The sequence below is a fragment of the Streptomyces sp. NPDC006430 genome, assembly GCF_040612395.1.
Classification (GTDB): Bacteria; Actinomycetota; Actinomycetes; order Streptomycetales; family Streptomycetaceae; genus Streptomyces.
This window is the reverse complement of sequence record NZ_JBEXQA010000019.1, coordinates 45,247-60,214: the sequence shown is the minus strand read 5'-3', so window position 1 is coordinate 60,214 and position 14,968 is coordinate 45,247. Positions and strand designations below refer to the sequence as shown.

The 14,968-nt window shown below is 67.1% G+C and carries 19 protein-coding genes and 1 tRNA gene; 6 read left to right on the top strand and 14 right to left on the bottom strand.

All coding sequences use genetic code 11. The features are described 5' to 3' along the window. Positions 1 to 73 precede the first annotated feature (73 nt). The 4 genes from ABZZ20_RS24545 (at position 74) to ABZZ20_RS24530 (ending at position 4,089) form a co-directional block, all read left to right on the top strand. Entirely contained in the window at positions 74 to 1,090 is a 1,017-nt protein-coding gene (locus ABZZ20_RS24545; RefSeq protein WP_356872948.1) for a hypothetical protein, read from the top strand. Between the two features lie 242 nt (positions 1,091 to 1,332). Continuing rightward, a complete protein-coding gene (locus ABZZ20_RS24540; protein WP_356872946.1) occupies positions 1,333 to 2,268 on the top strand; it encodes a hypothetical protein in 936 nt (311 codons plus the stop codon). Between the two features lie 23 nt (positions 2,269 to 2,291). Next, a complete protein-coding gene (locus ABZZ20_RS24535) occupies positions 2,292 to 3,785 on the top strand; it encodes a hypothetical protein (protein WP_356872944.1) in 1,494 nt (497 codons plus the stop codon). A 228-nt stretch (positions 3,786 to 4,013) separates the two neighbouring features. After that, positions 4,014 to 4,089: transfer RNA gene (locus tag ABZZ20_RS24530), tRNA-Arg, on the top strand. Between the two features lie 68 nt (positions 4,090 to 4,157). Here the strand turns inward: ABZZ20_RS24530 and ABZZ20_RS24525 are convergent. The 13 genes from ABZZ20_RS24525 to ABZZ20_RS24465 all read right to left on the bottom strand — a co-directional run bounded on the left by ABZZ20_RS24525 (position 4,158) and on the right by ABZZ20_RS24465 (position 12,234). Then, a complete protein-coding gene (locus tag ABZZ20_RS24525; RefSeq protein WP_356872942.1) occupies positions 4,158 to 5,309 on the bottom strand; it encodes a tyrosine-type recombinase/integrase in 1,152 nt (383 codons plus the stop codon). Then, the gene (locus ABZZ20_RS24520) at positions 5,309 to 5,497 is read right to left on the bottom strand and encodes a helix-turn-helix domain-containing protein (protein ID WP_108148467.1); all 189 of its coding nucleotides are present in this window, start codon (positions 5,495 to 5,497) and stop codon (positions 5,309 to 5,311) included. The genes ABZZ20_RS24525 and ABZZ20_RS24520 overlap by 1 nt, the downstream gene beginning before the upstream one ends. Then, the gene (gene repSA / locus ABZZ20_RS24515; protein WP_356872940.1) at positions 5,494 to 6,894 is read right to left on the bottom strand and encodes a replication initiator protein RepSA; all 1,401 of its coding nucleotides are present in this window, start codon (positions 6,892 to 6,894) and stop codon (positions 5,494 to 5,496) included. The genes ABZZ20_RS24520 and repSA overlap by 4 nt, the downstream gene beginning before the upstream one ends. Beyond that, positions 6,891 to 7,214 carry a hypothetical protein gene (locus ABZZ20_RS24510; protein WP_356872938.1) on the bottom strand — a complete coding sequence of 108 codons (324 nt, stop codon included), beginning with the start codon at positions 7,212 to 7,214 and terminating at the stop codon, positions 6,891 to 6,893. The genes repSA and ABZZ20_RS24510 overlap by 4 nt, the downstream gene beginning before the upstream one ends. Before the next feature lie 5 nt (positions 7,215 to 7,219). Continuing rightward, positions 7,220 to 7,408: a hypothetical protein gene (locus ABZZ20_RS24505; RefSeq protein ID WP_356872936.1), complete on the bottom strand. Its 189-nt coding sequence runs from the start codon at positions 7,406 to 7,408 to the stop codon at positions 7,220 to 7,222. Between the two features lie 89 nt (positions 7,409 to 7,497). Continuing rightward, a complete protein-coding gene (locus tag ABZZ20_RS24500) occupies positions 7,498 to 8,055 on the bottom strand; it encodes a GGDEF domain-containing protein (protein WP_356872934.1) in 558 nt (185 codons plus the stop codon). 90 nt (positions 8,056 to 8,145) lie between these two features. Further along, entirely contained in the window at positions 8,146 to 8,460 is a 315-nt protein-coding gene (locus tag ABZZ20_RS24495) for a SpdD protein (protein ID WP_356872932.1), read from the bottom strand. A gap of 23 nt (positions 8,461 to 8,483) precedes the next feature. Continuing rightward, positions 8,484 to 8,642: a hypothetical protein gene (locus ABZZ20_RS24490; RefSeq protein WP_322870870.1), complete on the bottom strand. Its 159-nt coding sequence runs from the start codon at positions 8,640 to 8,642 to the stop codon at positions 8,484 to 8,486. A gap of 17 nt (positions 8,643 to 8,659) precedes the next feature. Continuing rightward, entirely contained in the window at positions 8,660 to 8,851 is a 192-nt protein-coding gene (locus tag ABZZ20_RS24485; RefSeq protein WP_356872930.1) for a mobile element transfer protein, read from the bottom strand. Positions 8,852 to 8,862: 11 nt separating this feature from the next. Next, positions 8,863 to 9,534: a DUF2637 domain-containing protein gene (locus ABZZ20_RS24480; protein ID WP_356872928.1), complete on the bottom strand. Its 672-nt coding sequence runs from the start codon at positions 9,532 to 9,534 to the stop codon at positions 8,863 to 8,865. A gap of 78 nt (positions 9,535 to 9,612) precedes the next feature. Continuing rightward, positions 9,613 to 10,971: an FtsK/SpoIIIE domain-containing protein gene (locus ABZZ20_RS24475; protein ID WP_356872926.1), complete on the bottom strand. Its 1,359-nt coding sequence runs from the start codon at positions 10,969 to 10,971 to the stop codon at positions 9,613 to 9,615. A 2-nt stretch (positions 10,972 to 10,973) separates the two neighbouring features. Continuing rightward, positions 10,974 to 11,312 (bottom strand): hypothetical protein, encoded by a 339-nt coding sequence (locus tag ABZZ20_RS24470; protein ID WP_356872924.1) that lies wholly within the window; start codon positions 11,310 to 11,312, stop codon positions 10,974 to 10,976. A gap of 139 nt (positions 11,313 to 11,451) precedes the next feature. After that, positions 11,452 to 12,234, bottom strand: coding sequence for a GntR family transcriptional regulator (locus ABZZ20_RS24465; RefSeq protein WP_356872922.1), 783 nt, complete (start codon positions 12,232 to 12,234; stop codon positions 11,452 to 11,454). Between the two features lie 18 nt (positions 12,235 to 12,252). Here ABZZ20_RS24465 and ABZZ20_RS24460 point away from each other — a divergent pair, with 18 nt between their 5' ends. Continuing rightward, entirely contained in the window at positions 12,253 to 12,717 is a 465-nt protein-coding gene (locus ABZZ20_RS24460; protein WP_356872920.1) for an NUDIX domain-containing protein, read from the top strand. A 34-nt stretch (positions 12,718 to 12,751) separates the two neighbouring features. Next, entirely contained in the window at positions 12,752 to 12,922 is a 171-nt protein-coding gene (locus ABZZ20_RS24455) for an e9imm peptide (RefSeq protein WP_356872918.1), read from the top strand. Positions 12,923 to 13,499: 577 nt separating this feature from the next. Here ABZZ20_RS24455 and ABZZ20_RS24450 read toward each other — a convergent pair. Further along, complete coding sequence (locus ABZZ20_RS24450) at positions 13,500 to 14,126, bottom strand: hypothetical protein (RefSeq protein WP_356872916.1); 627 nt, start codon at positions 14,124 to 14,126, stop codon at positions 13,500 to 13,502. Positions 14,127 to 14,968 lie beyond the last annotated feature (842 nt).

The window sequence follows — 14,968 nt, the reverse complement described above, 5'->3', positions numbered from 1 at the left end:
ACCCGTGCCCACCGCCAGCAGTCGTTCGGCAGCTTCCGAACCAGCCAAACCACTGCCTCACTTCAGGGTTCCGGTGAACAGGCAGATCGCGATCATCAAGACCATCGGGTCCATGCCCCAGCCCTGCCATGTCAGAGACATTCAGGAGCGCACGAACATCGGCTCGTGGCAGGTCGGAATCGCGATGAAGTTCCTGCTGGATTGCGAACTGGCCGAGCGCGTCCCCCCTCGGGGTACCTACCGTGCCACGAAGAAGGGTGTCGCTGTCGCGCGCGCCTGGTCAGTGAGCCCGGACGAAGGCCAGCGGGCACTGCACGACGCTTGGAAGGGACTCTGGTTCGTCCGTGCCGCCCGCGAACGCCTCGCGGACGGCGCCGGGCTGCGCGCCGGACTACGGCTCCAGTTCCTCAGGCAGGTCAAGACAGCAGGCCACGAGCAGGGCGTCGACCGGCTCCTGGACCTGATGACCGCAACCGGCTTTCTCCTGGAGGAAGCCGATGGGTACATCAGGTGGCACGCAGACGCGGCAGAGCCCGCCTCCAGGGCCGAGGACGGTCAACCCGAAGCGCAGCTGGAACCGGAACAAGCCGAGACTCGGCAGGACGTTCCCGAGGCGGGCGAGCAGACACCCGCCTCGGATGCGGATGATTCCTCGGCGAACCACACGGAGTACGAATCCGGGGCCGGCCAGGACGAGCGCTGCTCCGGCCATGGGGAAAACAAACACACGGAGACGAGCACCGGCGTTCCCGGTCCTCGCCGCGCCGCCGATAGCGGCTCAGGGCAGCCGTACCACGACCACGATGCGAGGAAGCTCCTGGCCGGGCAGCTCGACCTGGGTGACGTGTGTCATCTGACCCCCGAAGAAGCGGCTGCCCTGCACGACCACCTCACTGGACTGCTCACCACTCTGTCGGCGATGCGGACCCGTTTCCTGAAGCACGGCGAGGTCCTGAACGCCGCACTCCTGACCCCCTGGAACCTGGCTGACATCGCCGCCATGGACCGGGCTGAATGGCTCAACACGCACTATCTGGCCCGCCAGATGAGCACTGCCGCGCCCCTGAGGAGGCAGTCGACGAACGTCTAAAGACTGGGTCCGGAGGCGTCCTGCTCCTTGGCCGGTACAGACGCCTCCGGACCCCCACCGCAACCCGACACTTCCCCGCGAGGCATACGCCCGCGAGAGAGGGGGCTTTGGCGTGCCCTCACCCAAGGCGAGAGCCATCAACCACCGTAGCGCGACTGAACCGCGCTCCCCATACTTTTCCGCGAATACCGTGATCATGAGTACGCCGTGGTCAGGGCCCGGCCACCCCGCTGGAGGCCCGCATGGCTAGGGCCACCCTCCGCTCCGCCCTCCGTAAAGTCGTACACGAATGGGACCTGCGAACACGGGCCGGCACCCTCAGCCCCCAGACCGCCGAGTCCTACATCGCCACCTCTGAACGGCTCCTGCTGTACGCCACGGCCCTTGCACTCACCCACCTGGACGACATCAGCGACAACGTCGCTCAGGGGTTCATCGACGCTCCCGGCCACGACCGCCACGGACGGATGGTTCCCGTCCCGGCCGAAAGCACGCGCCGGGTCCGAAAAGCTGGCATCGACGCCCTCTTCGTGGAAGCACGCCGGCTCGACCTGACCACCCGGGCCCCACTGCTCGACCTGCCGCCCATCCCCCGTTCCGCACTACGTCCCACCGGCGTCCTGTCCGACAGCGACATCGACGCGCTGCGCTTCCACTCCGAACGAGGCATGCCTCATACACGGCACGCCGCCGTCCTCGGGCTCCTTCTGTCCGGGCTGCACACCAGCGAGATCGGTTTCACCAGCACCACTGACCTCGACTTGGGGCACACCCGAGTGTGGGCGCTGGGTGCCACGCATGTCACCGCCCGCTACTGCCCTCTCGATGATGAGTGGGCTCGCGAAGTGCTGCGTCTGCGCTCGGACTTCATCAGCGGCCTGGCCGCGCACCGTGGCGCCCCACGCTCCCTGGCCACGATCGCCAATTCCCCCGCTTACCGCAGGCAGGCCAGCGTCTGCACGGCGTTCGGTGAGATCGTTCGCAGCAGCGGAACCGCTCCCGATGGCAAATCCGCAAGACCACGCGACGTCTCCAGCTGGCTCGCCGGGAAGGTCCTCGACGCTACCGGCCAGATCGCTGACGTCGCGCTGCGCTTCGGGCTGTCGTCCCTTGACCGGGCCGCGCAACTCGCCGACTACCAGTGGCGCCCCCTCACCACCGAGGACGGCATCCTGTGAACCCTGCGGCTCCCAGTCGGCGCATGCCGGCCAATGCGTCCAAGCGCGCCCGGACCAAGCCGAGGAAGAAGGAACCGGACTGGATCCTCGGCGCCGTCCCGCAGGATGCACTCAGTCCCGTCGGTTTCCGGCCCGAGCCCAAAGGAGCCGAGGCCCGCAACATCCCGGACCTCGAGCGTCTGGCGTTCCTCGTGGCCAACCCAGCCCTGTACGAGGTGGCCGCGGAGGTCTTCCCGCGGAAGACCTCTGGCAACGCCGGCCGGCCTGCGCACTACCCGCCGTACATCTACCTCATCTTCGTTGCCGCCATCTCGATCTTCAGCAGTGCCCGCTCTGTCGAGGCGAATTTTCGCCTCGGCTCCGTGTGGAAAATCGTCGTCGAAGGTGTGCGCCACTGCCTGGGAGACAAGGAGGCCGACTTGCTTCCCGAAACCGGGCCCGAGCGCCACCACTGGATGGACTTCCAGCCGAAGATGATCCGAGCTTTGCCTCGGCTCCGGGAAATCTCAAGGGACACGTGGATCCGCCAAGCGATCGCACAGGGACTCCTTTCTGAGGAGAGACCCCGTGGAAGCTGGCTTCGCCCTGATCGAAGCCAGGTCATCAACGGCGACGGCACCGTAGTCCGTCCCCCTTCCGACCAGACCGAAGAGTTCAGCGTCGACAAAAAGACCGGAGAAATCCGTAGGCATCGCGTTGACCCGGACGCTGGGATCCAGACAGAAGGAGACGGAAACAGCATCTACGGTAAGAAGCTGGTCGCCTTCTCCACCCGCGTCGCCGGGAAGCCCCACAGCCGCTGGTTCCTGAACGTCGACAGCGCACGCCACCGTTCTCCCGAAGAAGATCCGGACAGGGAGGAGGAGGCCTCCGTAGCCCTCCGTCTCGCCCACGAGATCATCGACCGCGCCCCTGGCGTCATCGCCGCCAGCTTCGACACCGCATGGCGAGGCGTCCACCGGACCGGACTCGTCCGCCGGGGAATCATCGTCTTCACCAGACAGCACGATGGCATCAAGCCGCACCCACTCGACCGATTCCGCTACCAGGACTGCACCCACGACATCTACGCCACAGCCGGCCGTGCCTGCGAGCGGCAGATCACCGTCAACGGGAAAACGATGTACTCGCCGCTACCCGTCCGGGAACTCGAAGTGCGCTCGGGAAATACCTGGCGCTTCTACCACAGAGTAGAAATCCCCTGCCGCCAAGGAGCGCACACCGAGCGCATCCCCGTATACGAAACACAGGAAGACCAGAGGATCGACCCTAGAACCAAACGAAAAAAGTTCAACAGGACCGAGCATCTGCGCCAAGTACCCCCGAACACCGACTACGGCGACAGGCTCCTCGGTTTCCGTCAGGACAGCGAATCGGGGAACTGTACGCTCGACTACTCGCACCGCGACAATCGCGTCCCCGCGTACGGAGCGCAGGCAGCCCTCCTCGTCTACCTCGGCTTCGCCTGGATGATCAACTCCATCTCCCTCGCCACGGCTGCGGGCCCATCCGCCTGACCGCGCTGCGGCCGACGCGGTCCCGCCAGCGGAGCTCGCTGCGGGCCCCGGGCCCCACCGCGCCGCCGCAAGATCACATCCCCCTAATCCGACAGCAACCTACGGCCCCCACCCGCTACACTGGCGCCGGTGCGCAGCCCTGGCTGTGCACTGCGCAAGATCCTGGGACGACGTGTCTGGCATCGCGGGGTTCACCCCGATTTCCTACACGTTTTCCGACAGATCCCCGCCTTCGTAGCTCAGGGGATAGAGCACCGCTCTCCTAAAGCGGGTGTCGCAGGTTCGAATCCTGCCGGGGGCACCAGTGCAAAGACCCCCAGCCGATCTTGGCTGGGGGTCTTTGACATCTACGCCTGACATCAACGGCAGCGATCACTGACGGTCGGGACGCCTCTTGAGCAGCCGGTCCATGTGGCTGATCGCTTCGCGCTGCGTGTCCTGGACGACGTGCGTGTACACGTCCATGGTGATGCTGATCTGGCTGTGCCCGAGGATCTCCATCACGACGCGCGGGGCGACCCCGGCAGCGGTCAGCAGGGTCGCGCAGCCGTGACGAGCGTCGTGCAGTCGGATCACGCGGAGGCCGGCGCCCTGGGCGACGCGGGTGAAGGACCAGTAGACGTTGCGCGGCTCGACCGGGCGGCCGGTGCGGGTCGCGAAGACGTGACCGGTGCTCTCCCACTTGTCCCCGGCACGCACACGGGCGTCTGCCTGCCGCATCCGGTGCCAGCGCAGCGGGGCGATGCACATCGCCGGAAGCGGCACGGCTCGGCGACGACGCCCCTTGGGATCATCGTCATAGAGCACGCCCCGGCGCCGCTGAGTCTGCTGCCGGACGTAGAGCACGCGCTTGTCGAGGTCGATGTCCGGCCAACGCAGGCCCACCAGCTCACCCCGACGGAGCCCCATGGTGATGGCGAGGACGAAGGCCGCGTAGAGCGGGTCACGGCGGGCGGCGGCGAGGAAGTCGAGGGTCTCGTCCAGTGACCACGGGCTCAACTCCCGGGAATCGGCGCGCGGGGGCTCCACCAGTGTGGCCACATTTCGGGTGATCAGCTCTTCCCGGCACGCGGCAGTCAGGGAAGTCCGCAGCACACGGTGCGACTCCTTGGCTGTGGCAGCGGTCGTCTTCTTCTCCAGCTGGAGCAGGAAGCGACGGACGTCCGCGACGCCCAGCGACTCGAGCTGCTTGGTTCCCAGCATCGGCAGCAGATATAGGCGGACGTGCATCTCGTACTTGTCGTATGTACTGAGCTTTCGGCGCGGCTTGACGATGTTGTCGAGCCAGTACGGCAACCACTCGGCAAGCTTGGCGGACCGCGTGGGCACGGGTACGCCCTGGTCCACCTTGGCGAGCAGGTCACGCCGCTTCGCATCGCACTCGGCCCAGGTCTTGCCATAGGCGAACTTCCGGGCACGGGTGCCGTCGGGCTGGAGGACGTAGACCGCCGCTTGGTACCGGCCGTCCTTGCGCTTGGTGATGGTGCCGGCGCCGTTGGGATTGCGCTTGCGCTGTACGGCCATCAGGCAGCCTCCCCGATCTCGTGGTCGATGAATTCCCGGACGGCGTCAGCAGGGATGCGCCGAGCCCGGCCGATGGTGATGGACACGAGCCGCCGGGACCGGATGAGGTCGTAGACGGTCGAGCGCCCGAGCTTGAGCCGCTCCATGACCTCGGGCACGGTCAGCAGCTCGGCGGTGGCGGTGGTCATGACTCGGCTCCTTCCAAGGCAAGTTGGTCGCGCAGGGCTTCGCGGGCCGTCTGGCGGTTGAGCTGGATATCGCGAGCGATGGTGGCGGCGAGGACGGACTCACCGGGGGTGTGACCGTGGCCGGCGTACTGCCAGGAGGCGAGGACGAGGACGGTGTCCGGTTCGAGGTCGTCGAGTCCCCGGGCTTCGCGTTCCTGGGCGGCGCGGTAGTCGGCGCGGGTCTGGCGGAGGGCGCCGAGGGTGGTGGAGTACTGGCGGGACTTGGTGGAGAAGTGGCCGCGGAAGCCGAGCATGTGCGCCCAGGCAAGGAGCTTGCGCTCCGGATAGGCGGGGTCGAGATCGAGGCAGGCTCGGATCAGGCGGGCGGTGTGGTCGGGGACGTCGAGGAGGATCAAGGCCTCGCGGTTGCCGATGCGACGGTCGAGGGTTCCCGTGTTCTCTGCCGCCTTGGTCGCGTACTTGGCGACGTATGAGGCCACGGCCTGCTCTGTGATGTCTGAGCCGTCTCCGAAGGCCTTGATGGGCCGGATGTCGAGCTGGGGGCCCCACCTCAGCTCCCAGCCGTTCGCGAAGCCCCACTCTTCGTTGGGCGGGACCTTGATCGTCGTGTACGCGTGGGCAACGGCGGCCCGGATCGAGCGATCGAGGAGTTCGGTGCTGGCCCAGTGCGGCGGAGGACTGGACGGGCCGTCCGGTCCGTCGATGCGGATCACTGCGTGGAAGTGGATGGCGCCGCGCTTCTGGAACTCGGCGACCTTGCCGTAGGAGATCCGGGCTTCCTCCTTCAGCTCGCGTTGGGTCAGTCCGGCGTAGGCGGCGATCTCGCGGCGCAGGCGGGTCGTGAAGCGCTGCCAGAGCTGCCCGGCGTGGTTGTTGAAGAGGACGGCGGCGGCGTAGTCATAGGTGTACGGGTCGAGGGGAGTGCCGAGTTCGGCGGCGTCCTCCTGGTGGTGCTTGCCGCAGCGGCAGGGGCGGCCGGCGGGCCGGTTGTGGACCGGGCCGAAAGAGGGGGCCGTGAGGGTGGCGAAGACCCGGGGGTGTTCGCGGACGGTGGCGGGGATGTCGCGGCGGTCGTCTCCGGCGAGCCCGGCCCGGATCAGGTGGTACGTGTCTCCGGCGTAGGTCCAGGCGCACGCGGGGCAGCGAGAGGCACGGCGGTTGCCGCAGGCGATCCGGAGTCGGGCGCCGGGTTCGTTCTCGGTGGAGTAGCGGTGCAGGATCTCGCCGGAGGTCTTGTCCTTGGCGACGGTCCAGCCGGTGATGTGGATCGGGTCGGAGCAGCCGCTTGTACGGCGGATCTGGTCCTCCCAGCGGGCGTAACCGGGAGCCCCGGCCACCTTCAGCATGTCGCCGAGGAGGCCGGGGTCCAGGTCCGCGGAGGTCGCGGAGTCGGTCACGCAGCCACCGCCTGGGGCGCGGGTGCGAAGACGGTGAAGACCCTCAGGGTGATCCGGCCGAACGGTGCGGTGAAGCGGAGCTGCCTGTCGCCCTTGAGGTCGGTGAGCTGCACGTCGCCCGCGTCGCTGTGCGTGGCCTGACGCCAAGCTTCCAAATCGGCCGGGCTGTCGAGGAGGACGGACGCCTCGGCAGGCGTGATGTGGCTGGTCGTGATGTAGGCGCCGGGCAGGTCCGGGTGGAGTTCGGCCAGCTGGGCGAGGGCCGCGAACACGGCGGTCTGTGCGGTCAGCGGGTTGTTCATGTCGGTGTCGGTCAGCATGGTGGTCACCGTCCGGCCGAGGTCACGATGATGCGGCGGGCGAAGCGCTTGCCGGTGCCGTGGCAGGCCGGGCAGTGGGCGGTGATCGTGCGCAGGGCGCCGGTGCGGTCGCGTCCGCCGAGGGTGATGTGTACGGCGGGGAAACCGTCGCAGTTCGGGCAGACCTGGGGCGGGATGTGGTTGGCCGGGGCCATGATGGTGGTCCTTTCGATTGCGGTTGGGAGGGGCCGGTCCGTTTGGGCGGCGGCGATGCTTGGCGGCTTGTGCGCCGCCCGGGGGCCGGTCAGTGAGAGGTGTGGCGCTGGCCTCGGCGGCCCGTGGTGCCCTTGGCTGCGTACATCGCGGCGTCGGCGGCGGCGAGCGCGTCGCGAAGGCTTCGCAGGGGCAGGTCCGCGACGCGGCAGGAGCCGACGGAGACGGAGACGGGCAGAGTGCGGCCGTCGTACGTCACCGGGACGTTGAGAGCGGCGGTGAGGTCGTCGAGGGCCCTGGAGTAGTCCGGGTGCCGGTGAACGGCGACGAATTCGTCTCCGCCGAGGCGTCCGGCGATGCCGTGGCGGCCGCACCAGGCGGTGAGGCGGGCGGCGGTGGCGGCGAGGGCGGCGTCCCCTGCGGGGTGGCCGTGTGTGTCGTTGAGGTGCTTGAAGTCGTCCAGGTCGAGGAGGAGGACAACGGAGTCGTGCCGGCGGATGAAGCGTTCGGCTCGGTTGGTCCATCCGGCGCGGGTCCGCAAGCCGGTCAGCGGGTCGCGGCGAGCATCGGCCAGGCGGCGGGTGAGGAGGCCGGCGTGCGCGGCCCAGCCGACGAGGGGCAGGCATAAGGCGAGCGATTGGGTGTCCACGATGCTCCTTCGTGCGGTCGGGAGTGATGGGCGGGCATCCGGGTGGCGGCGATGCTTGGCGGCTTGTGGCGCCGCCCGGAGGCCATACGGTCAGTGGCTCTTGAACTCCTGGCGCAGGGCCCGGACCAGGAAGAGCAGGACGACGGCGCTGACGGACAGGGCGACCGCGGTAACCGCGACGGCCAGGAGCAGCGAGACGGCGACGGAGGCCAGGGCGAGGACTCCGGCGATGCCGCCGGCGGCGAGGGCGAGTGCGGTACCGGGCGAGTTCTGGACCAGGCCGCCGAGCGCGATCGGGGTCTTCGCGGGGGCCGGGGCCGACTCGGAGTGCGCGGCGGACACCGGGGTGGGGCGGATGGTCGCCGGGGTGTACGCGTCGGGGCTGGGGTACTTGGGCTTGAACACGTCCGTTCTCCTTCCGGGGCGGGTTACTTGTTGATCGCGGTGTCGATGGCCGGGGCGAGGAAGCTGTCCGCGAGGAGGAAGCCGCCGAGGAGGATCACGGCGACGAGCCACAGCGGCGGGCGGATGAGCTTGTAGCCGAGGACACCGACGACGAGCAGGGCGAGCCAGAGCGGGACGTCCATGGCGTTGGCCTTTCGGGTCAGCTGACGCGGCAGCGGTGGGAGCGGGCGGCGAGCTGGGCGGCGGTCGAGGAGCTGTAGTCGGAGGACCAGCCGCAGCCGTCGGTGGTGCAGACGGCGGCGTCCTTGCTGCGGCCGTGGCGGTCGCGGTAGGTGCCGATCTGGACGGGGCCGATCTTCATGAGCGAGCGGAAGTTGATCCGGGCGGGCATGGGATCTCCTCTCAGGCGAGCTGGGCGGCGATGGCCTCGGCCATCGAGGGCGGTACGCCGAGCCGGGCGCGCAGGGTCTCGGTGTCGATGTCCGAGCCGGTACGAGTGCGGTGGTCGGCGGCGATCTTCTGGGCATGGGCGACGAGGGCGGGCGGTGCCGCGATCGCAGGCGCAGGTGCAGGTGCAGAGACCAGGGCAGGCAGGGCGGGGACAGGTTCGGGCGGGGCCTCGGGTTCTGCCTGCGGTTCCCGCTCGATGACCGGCGGGGGCACCGGGACGGGCTCAGGCTCGGGGTCCGGCGCGCTGGGCGACGTAGGCCGGTGGACCAGGAGCGTGCCTCCGAGGAAGGCGAGCGCTGGCCATCCGGCGACGAGGATGCGGAGCCAGTCCGGGACGTCGGCCAGGTCGAGAAGGCCGGCAGTGGCGACGTTCGCGCCGAGCGAGGCCGCGAGGGCGACCGCGAACCAGGACCAAGCCGAGCGCGAGGGTTCTCCCGCATATCGCAGGGTGCGGAGGCGGTGCCAGGCGGCGACGAGCAGCAGATCCACACTGACCGGGTAGGCCCAGGCCTTCCAGCCGTCCTGTCCGGCGGCTTCGGCAAGGTCGTGAAGGTGGGCGAAGGAGAGGGCTCCGGCGATGACGGCCTGGACGAGGACGGCGTCCGGGCGGACCAGGCGGGTCATGGTCTTCACCTCCTTTCAGGCATGGGGTGGGTAGGGACCTGGCGCGATGAGGCCGCGCCGACCGGGTGGGACGAGTGCTTAGAAGGCAGGTGCCGATGCGGTCTTCGGCTGGACCTTGCCGATGTGGACGCGAGCCGGGAGCACGGGCCGGAAGGGGTCCAGCTCCGGGATCTCCGGGGTGCGGTGCGCGTGGGCGTTGCAGACGTCCACGGCTTGGCGGAGCGTGGTGTGCGGGGCCCGGATGCGGGACCAGCCGCCGGAGGAGTCACCGGCCACGGCGGTGCCGGGACGCTCCTTGTCGATCTGAACGGCGGCGAGGACGGCGTCCGGGGAGATGTCCCCGAAAGCCATGTTCGCCGAGGTCTCGTCGTTGACGCGGTGGGCGGTACGGCCGGTGAGCTGGGCGCGGAGCATGGTGATCCCCTTGCCGAGCTCGGAGCCGAAGCGCTGGCCGCAGACCTCCAGGTGGATGCCGGCAGCGCGGCCGAGCTGGGCAAGTCGGACCAGGTCGGTGACGATCTGGTCCCGCCGGACTTCCTCAACCTTGTTCGCGGCGAGCGCCAGCTCCGCCACCTCATCCACAAACAGCACGACGGGTACCGGGCGAAGGTGCGCAGGCAGGTCCCAGATGTCGGCTGTGATCTCCGCATCCGGCAGGGCGACGCTGATGCGCTGCTCAGCGCGGATGAGCGGATAGACCCTGCCCATGTACTGGACGAGCGCGGCCAGGAGATGAGCCGCGTCGCCCGGGTTGTCGGCAAGGGCAGTGAACCTCGATGCCAGCGGCGAGTGTTCCACGCCGTTCTTGCAGTCGATACCGACGAGCGCAACGTTCTGCGATGCGAGCCCGGCTACAAGCGTGCGCTGATAGACCGATTTCCCTGACTTGGTCGCACCGACGTTCAAGGCATGCGGGACCTGCCGGTAGTCGCGGTGGTGCACTTCGCCGTCTTCCCGCAAGGCGACCGGCACCCGGAGCACCTCGGTGGGCAGTACCGCGGGCATCCGCACCCGTTTCAGCACGTCGTATCCGGTCATCCGCAGCTCCACCACGCCAGAGCGGATCTCGCGCGAGACAACGTTGTGGAGGGCGAAGGAGTGCCGTAGCCGGTCCGAGGAGGCGGAGAAGTCGAACGCGTCCTGACCGGGCCGGAGTTTCAACCGCAGCACCAGGCCGGTCGAGGTGGGCCGCAGCCGCAGGATGCGCGGCGAGCGGGCTTCAGGAACAGGGCGGTTGGCCACCCGGGCAAGCGCCAGTCGCCAGCGGGAGGGCGGGACGGTCAGCCCGCAGGCGTCCATCACCGAGCGGTAGCGGATCAGGACCCGGATCGTCGCGAAGGTGACCCCGAAGGTCATCCAGTACCAGGTGGGCCGCCGCCAGCGCAGTACGAGCGCGAGCACGAGGACCACCAGCAGCGTGACCCATAAGGCGGTCATGCTCAGCCCGCCTTGGCAAGCGAGGTGACGGCGACGGCGCGGAAGCTGATCCCGTGGCGCTTCTGACCGTTGAACTCGTTCTCCCAGGGGCGGGCAACCAGGCCGGTGAGCGCGACGGGGGTGCCCATGACCAGCTCGCCGGAGATGTCAGGCTCGGCGACGGTCACGGACACGACCTCGGCGTTGCCGTTCATCACGAACAGCACGTCGACGGTCATGAGGTTGCTGCCGCTGTCGTTGTCGACGGCGACTTGGCCGGTCTTCTTGTCGCGCATCTTCAGCTGCGGAGGCTGGGCAACCATCACGGTCGCACCGTTGGTGTCGACGGGAATCTGACGCACAGCAGATCACTCCTCTATAGAGGTCCGACTCCGTCACTCATGTATATGAGTGACATGAAGAAGAGTGCCTGACTCCTATACATGAGTCAACCCGCTACGAAGAGAAACTCGCAGCGGGCTGTGGAGAGTTGAGCGGACGTCAGTCGCGCGCAGGGATCCGGTACTCGAAAACGAACTGGTCAGCGGCCATCAGGGTGTCGCAGACCTCGACTACCCGACCTTCCTCCGTGACTGCGTCGCGGAGCAGGTGCACTACCGGAGCGCCGGGGCTCAGCGACAGCTCGGTCGCTTCAGCCTTGGCGGCTGGCCGGGCCTGGAGCGTCTCCACGAACTCCGCGAACATGTGCCCGTGATCCTCCAGGCGCGCATAGATCCCACCAGGACCGGGGTTCTCGGCGAACAGCTCCGGGATGTCCTTCACCACGTCCCACGGCAGATACGAAGTGGCCGTCTCCACGGGCGTCCCGTTCCGGAAGTACAGCCGTCGCCGGGCCAGGACCTGAGTCCCCGCGGTGACGCCCAGCCGCGTCGCGATCTCCTCCGGAGCCTCCATGGGCCCGATGAACAGCACGCTCACCTTGGCCTCGGCCCCAGATTGCGCGGACTCGGCGAGGTACGCCGCCCGCCCCTCCTGCCGATGCATACGCCGGAAACGATCCGAGGACCGATGCCGTACCGGCGGCCGGGCCTTCACGAGCGACCCCTTCCCGTGCCGGGTCTCCACGAGCCCACTGGCCCGCACTTCCACCATGGCCTTGCGGATCGTCCCACCGGCGACGCCGTAGCGCTCCACCAGCTCGGACTCGCTCGGCACCATGTCGCCCGGCTTCAATGCGCCGGCCCGGATCTGTTGAACGATGTCGTCGGCGATCTGCACGTAGCGCGGCACAGCGCCTCGGCCACCTCCTACTGCGGTTCCCATAGTCCTTCTCTTCCTCCTATGCTCCTGTACATGAGTACGGGTTCCCCGCAGGTCAAGTCAACGCCACTGCACTCCGTGTCCGTAGCCGGGGCAGTGCTGCGCGAGGACGGCCGACTGCTGGCGATCCGTCGTGCAGACAACGGGACTTGGGAACTGCCGGGCGGAGTCCTCGAACTCACCGAGTCCCCGGAGGCTGGCGTCCGCCGCGAGGTCCTAGAGGAGACCGGGATCGAGGTCCAGGTCCAGGAGCTCACCGGGGTCTACAAGAACACGGCCCGAGGCATCGTCGCCCTGGTCTTCCGCTGCAAGCCGTCCGGCGGCACCGAGCGCACCTCGGAGGAATCGACCGCGGTCGCGTGGCTCACCCCAGAAGAGGTCTCCGAGCAGATGTCCGAGGTCTTCGCCATCCGCCTCCTAGACGCCCTGGACGACGCAGGCCCCCACGTCCGCAGCCACGACGGCCGCCAGCTGATCACGGCGTGACGCGCGACGAAGCGGTCCGACTGTTCAACGGCTCGTGGATGGCAGCATCACCGATGAGGCCGAAGCCGACGCGACCTTGGACGCCCTGAAGCAGGGACTGCGATGTCCCCACGTCAGCGACTACATCTACTGGGACTTCGACCCCGCACTGAGCGCCGAGAAGGTCGTGGACCGAGCCATGGCATACAAGCCGTTCGCGCTCTGAGCCGCGAGGCGCGGTAAGAGTTTCCCTACTTCATCAAGGGCGCTTCCGCCGCCAAGGCGGCGTCGCGCGCCCGTCGCCCCGGGCCTGCGCTCCTGTCTGCGCCCCGCTCCAGCCCGGGGCGCCGGCCGCGCGCCAGTGTGGCTAAGGGCTTGATGGGAAGATCCCAGCCTGATCGGTCGGCTGCCCGTCAGGACTGATGCCTCCGGCGGGGGCGCTCAGGCTCCGGGATGACCGGGGCCTGTCTTACGACTGCCAGCCGGTTCGGGGTGCGGGTGGGGAGCTGTCATCCCGCCTGCCGTCGACCCAGGCAAGCCATAGCAGACCAGGCTTCTGGGGCCCAGGTCGTTCGTCCAGCAGGGCGCTCCACCTGGGCCCCAGAAGCCTGCCCTGCTATCACTCCGTGTGGGTCGACGGCAGACGGGATGACAGCAAGGGTGCGCTGTGGCTGGCGCCACGACCATGTCGCGGCCCCCTCGACCAGGAACCTCAGAAGCTGCCCAGCCCATGCCGAGCTCAAATATTGGGCGGCCGGGCCCTGTCGCCAGCGCCACACCAGCAACTCGCGGATTACGTGTCGCTAGGGGTTTTTTGTAGCCAATATATAAACGCCAATCAGCAGGCATGTGCCGGACACACACATGACATAACCCATCGCGCTAACGATCTTAGCTGTCCGGAGGATGGATTCCCATCCGCTGACCTTGGGGCGGCGGCGGACCCTCACGTCCGACATGCTGAAAATATCAGGGAAGGGCACAAATTCACCGGTGGCAGTAGACATTGAGAATTCTCTCCATCGATGTTCCACCTGAGCTAGAGCGATAGGAGGTACATTCACGTGTTCTTCTATGGCTCTGGCGACAGCATGCCGGAGGTTCACGTAAGCGCGACCAGCTTTGATGGCGGAGCCCCAATGAGAAGCAATGCCGATCGAGAAGACTCCTATAACAATGGCGAGTAGGCCCAGGATCGCCAAGCCGATGTAGAATTTACGACCCCGCATAACTATAGGATCCATATCGGCCAAAGACGGGCTAACCGCCGCAAGCACCGCTACCAATGCAGCATTGGCGGCAAGGAATACCGAATTCCTCATTTGCCCGAGAGAATCCTCGTGCATGTATTGCTGCCACGCGATTGCGTACATCTGCGATAGCCAAGCTTGAGAATCTGCTGCTTGCTGAGGCCGGCCGTGGGTAGTCACGTCGACCCCCTCCCTCCTACAGAGCGCCAAATGGCCTGCCCGAACAGATGCTCGTCAGCTGGAACGACCGGCCGGGAAACTCCCGCCCTTCAATCCTGACATTAACCTCCTGGAGCCTTTAATCTTTCCCAGGTAGGCGCCAAAACAATATTCGGCGTCGCCTATCTTGAAGCAATCGCGCCGGATGCGTAACTGAACGTCGCTCGTTAGTACGGCCTCCCCTGTAGCGGTGCATTCGCTCAAGCTGCCCTGTCCGAATGTCGCGCACCCACGTAACATAATTGGCATCTTGGAAAGTGAGGCAATATGGCGCTATTCTCGCATCTCCGATTTGATATATGAACTCAACCTCGCGCGTCTCCCCTGCCGACACGAGACTTGGTCCAGGGTAGTCGTCATAACCAGCTTGCCCATCAGTAACAGCACGAGCTACGATCCTAAAATAGGAAAGCGGCCTCTCAGAGGCGTTGTGGATGCATATCTTCCCCTCCGCATTACTGGCTGCTTCCTCCCAGCAGGAGAGCAATGACGCCTGCTCTCGCTCTTCTTTTCTGCGATCCCGCAAGAGGATATAGAAGCCCAAGCCAAATGACCCGCTCGTCAGTACGCCACTAAACCATGCAGGAACACTTCCCCAGTCAAGTGACATCAATAGCTCCATGAAGTGACTACAGCAAGCGCATTGTTATCTTCTATTTTCTTCGTTCCATGAAACCTGTCGCGTTAGCGCTAGCCATTTGGGTGACGGGCCGAGGCTCGCGTCGCCTGCAAGCGAAGGTCGGCGGAGCGGCCTGAAGGCCAGTGACATCCACGGCTGACATCAACGACACCGGACGGGGGCG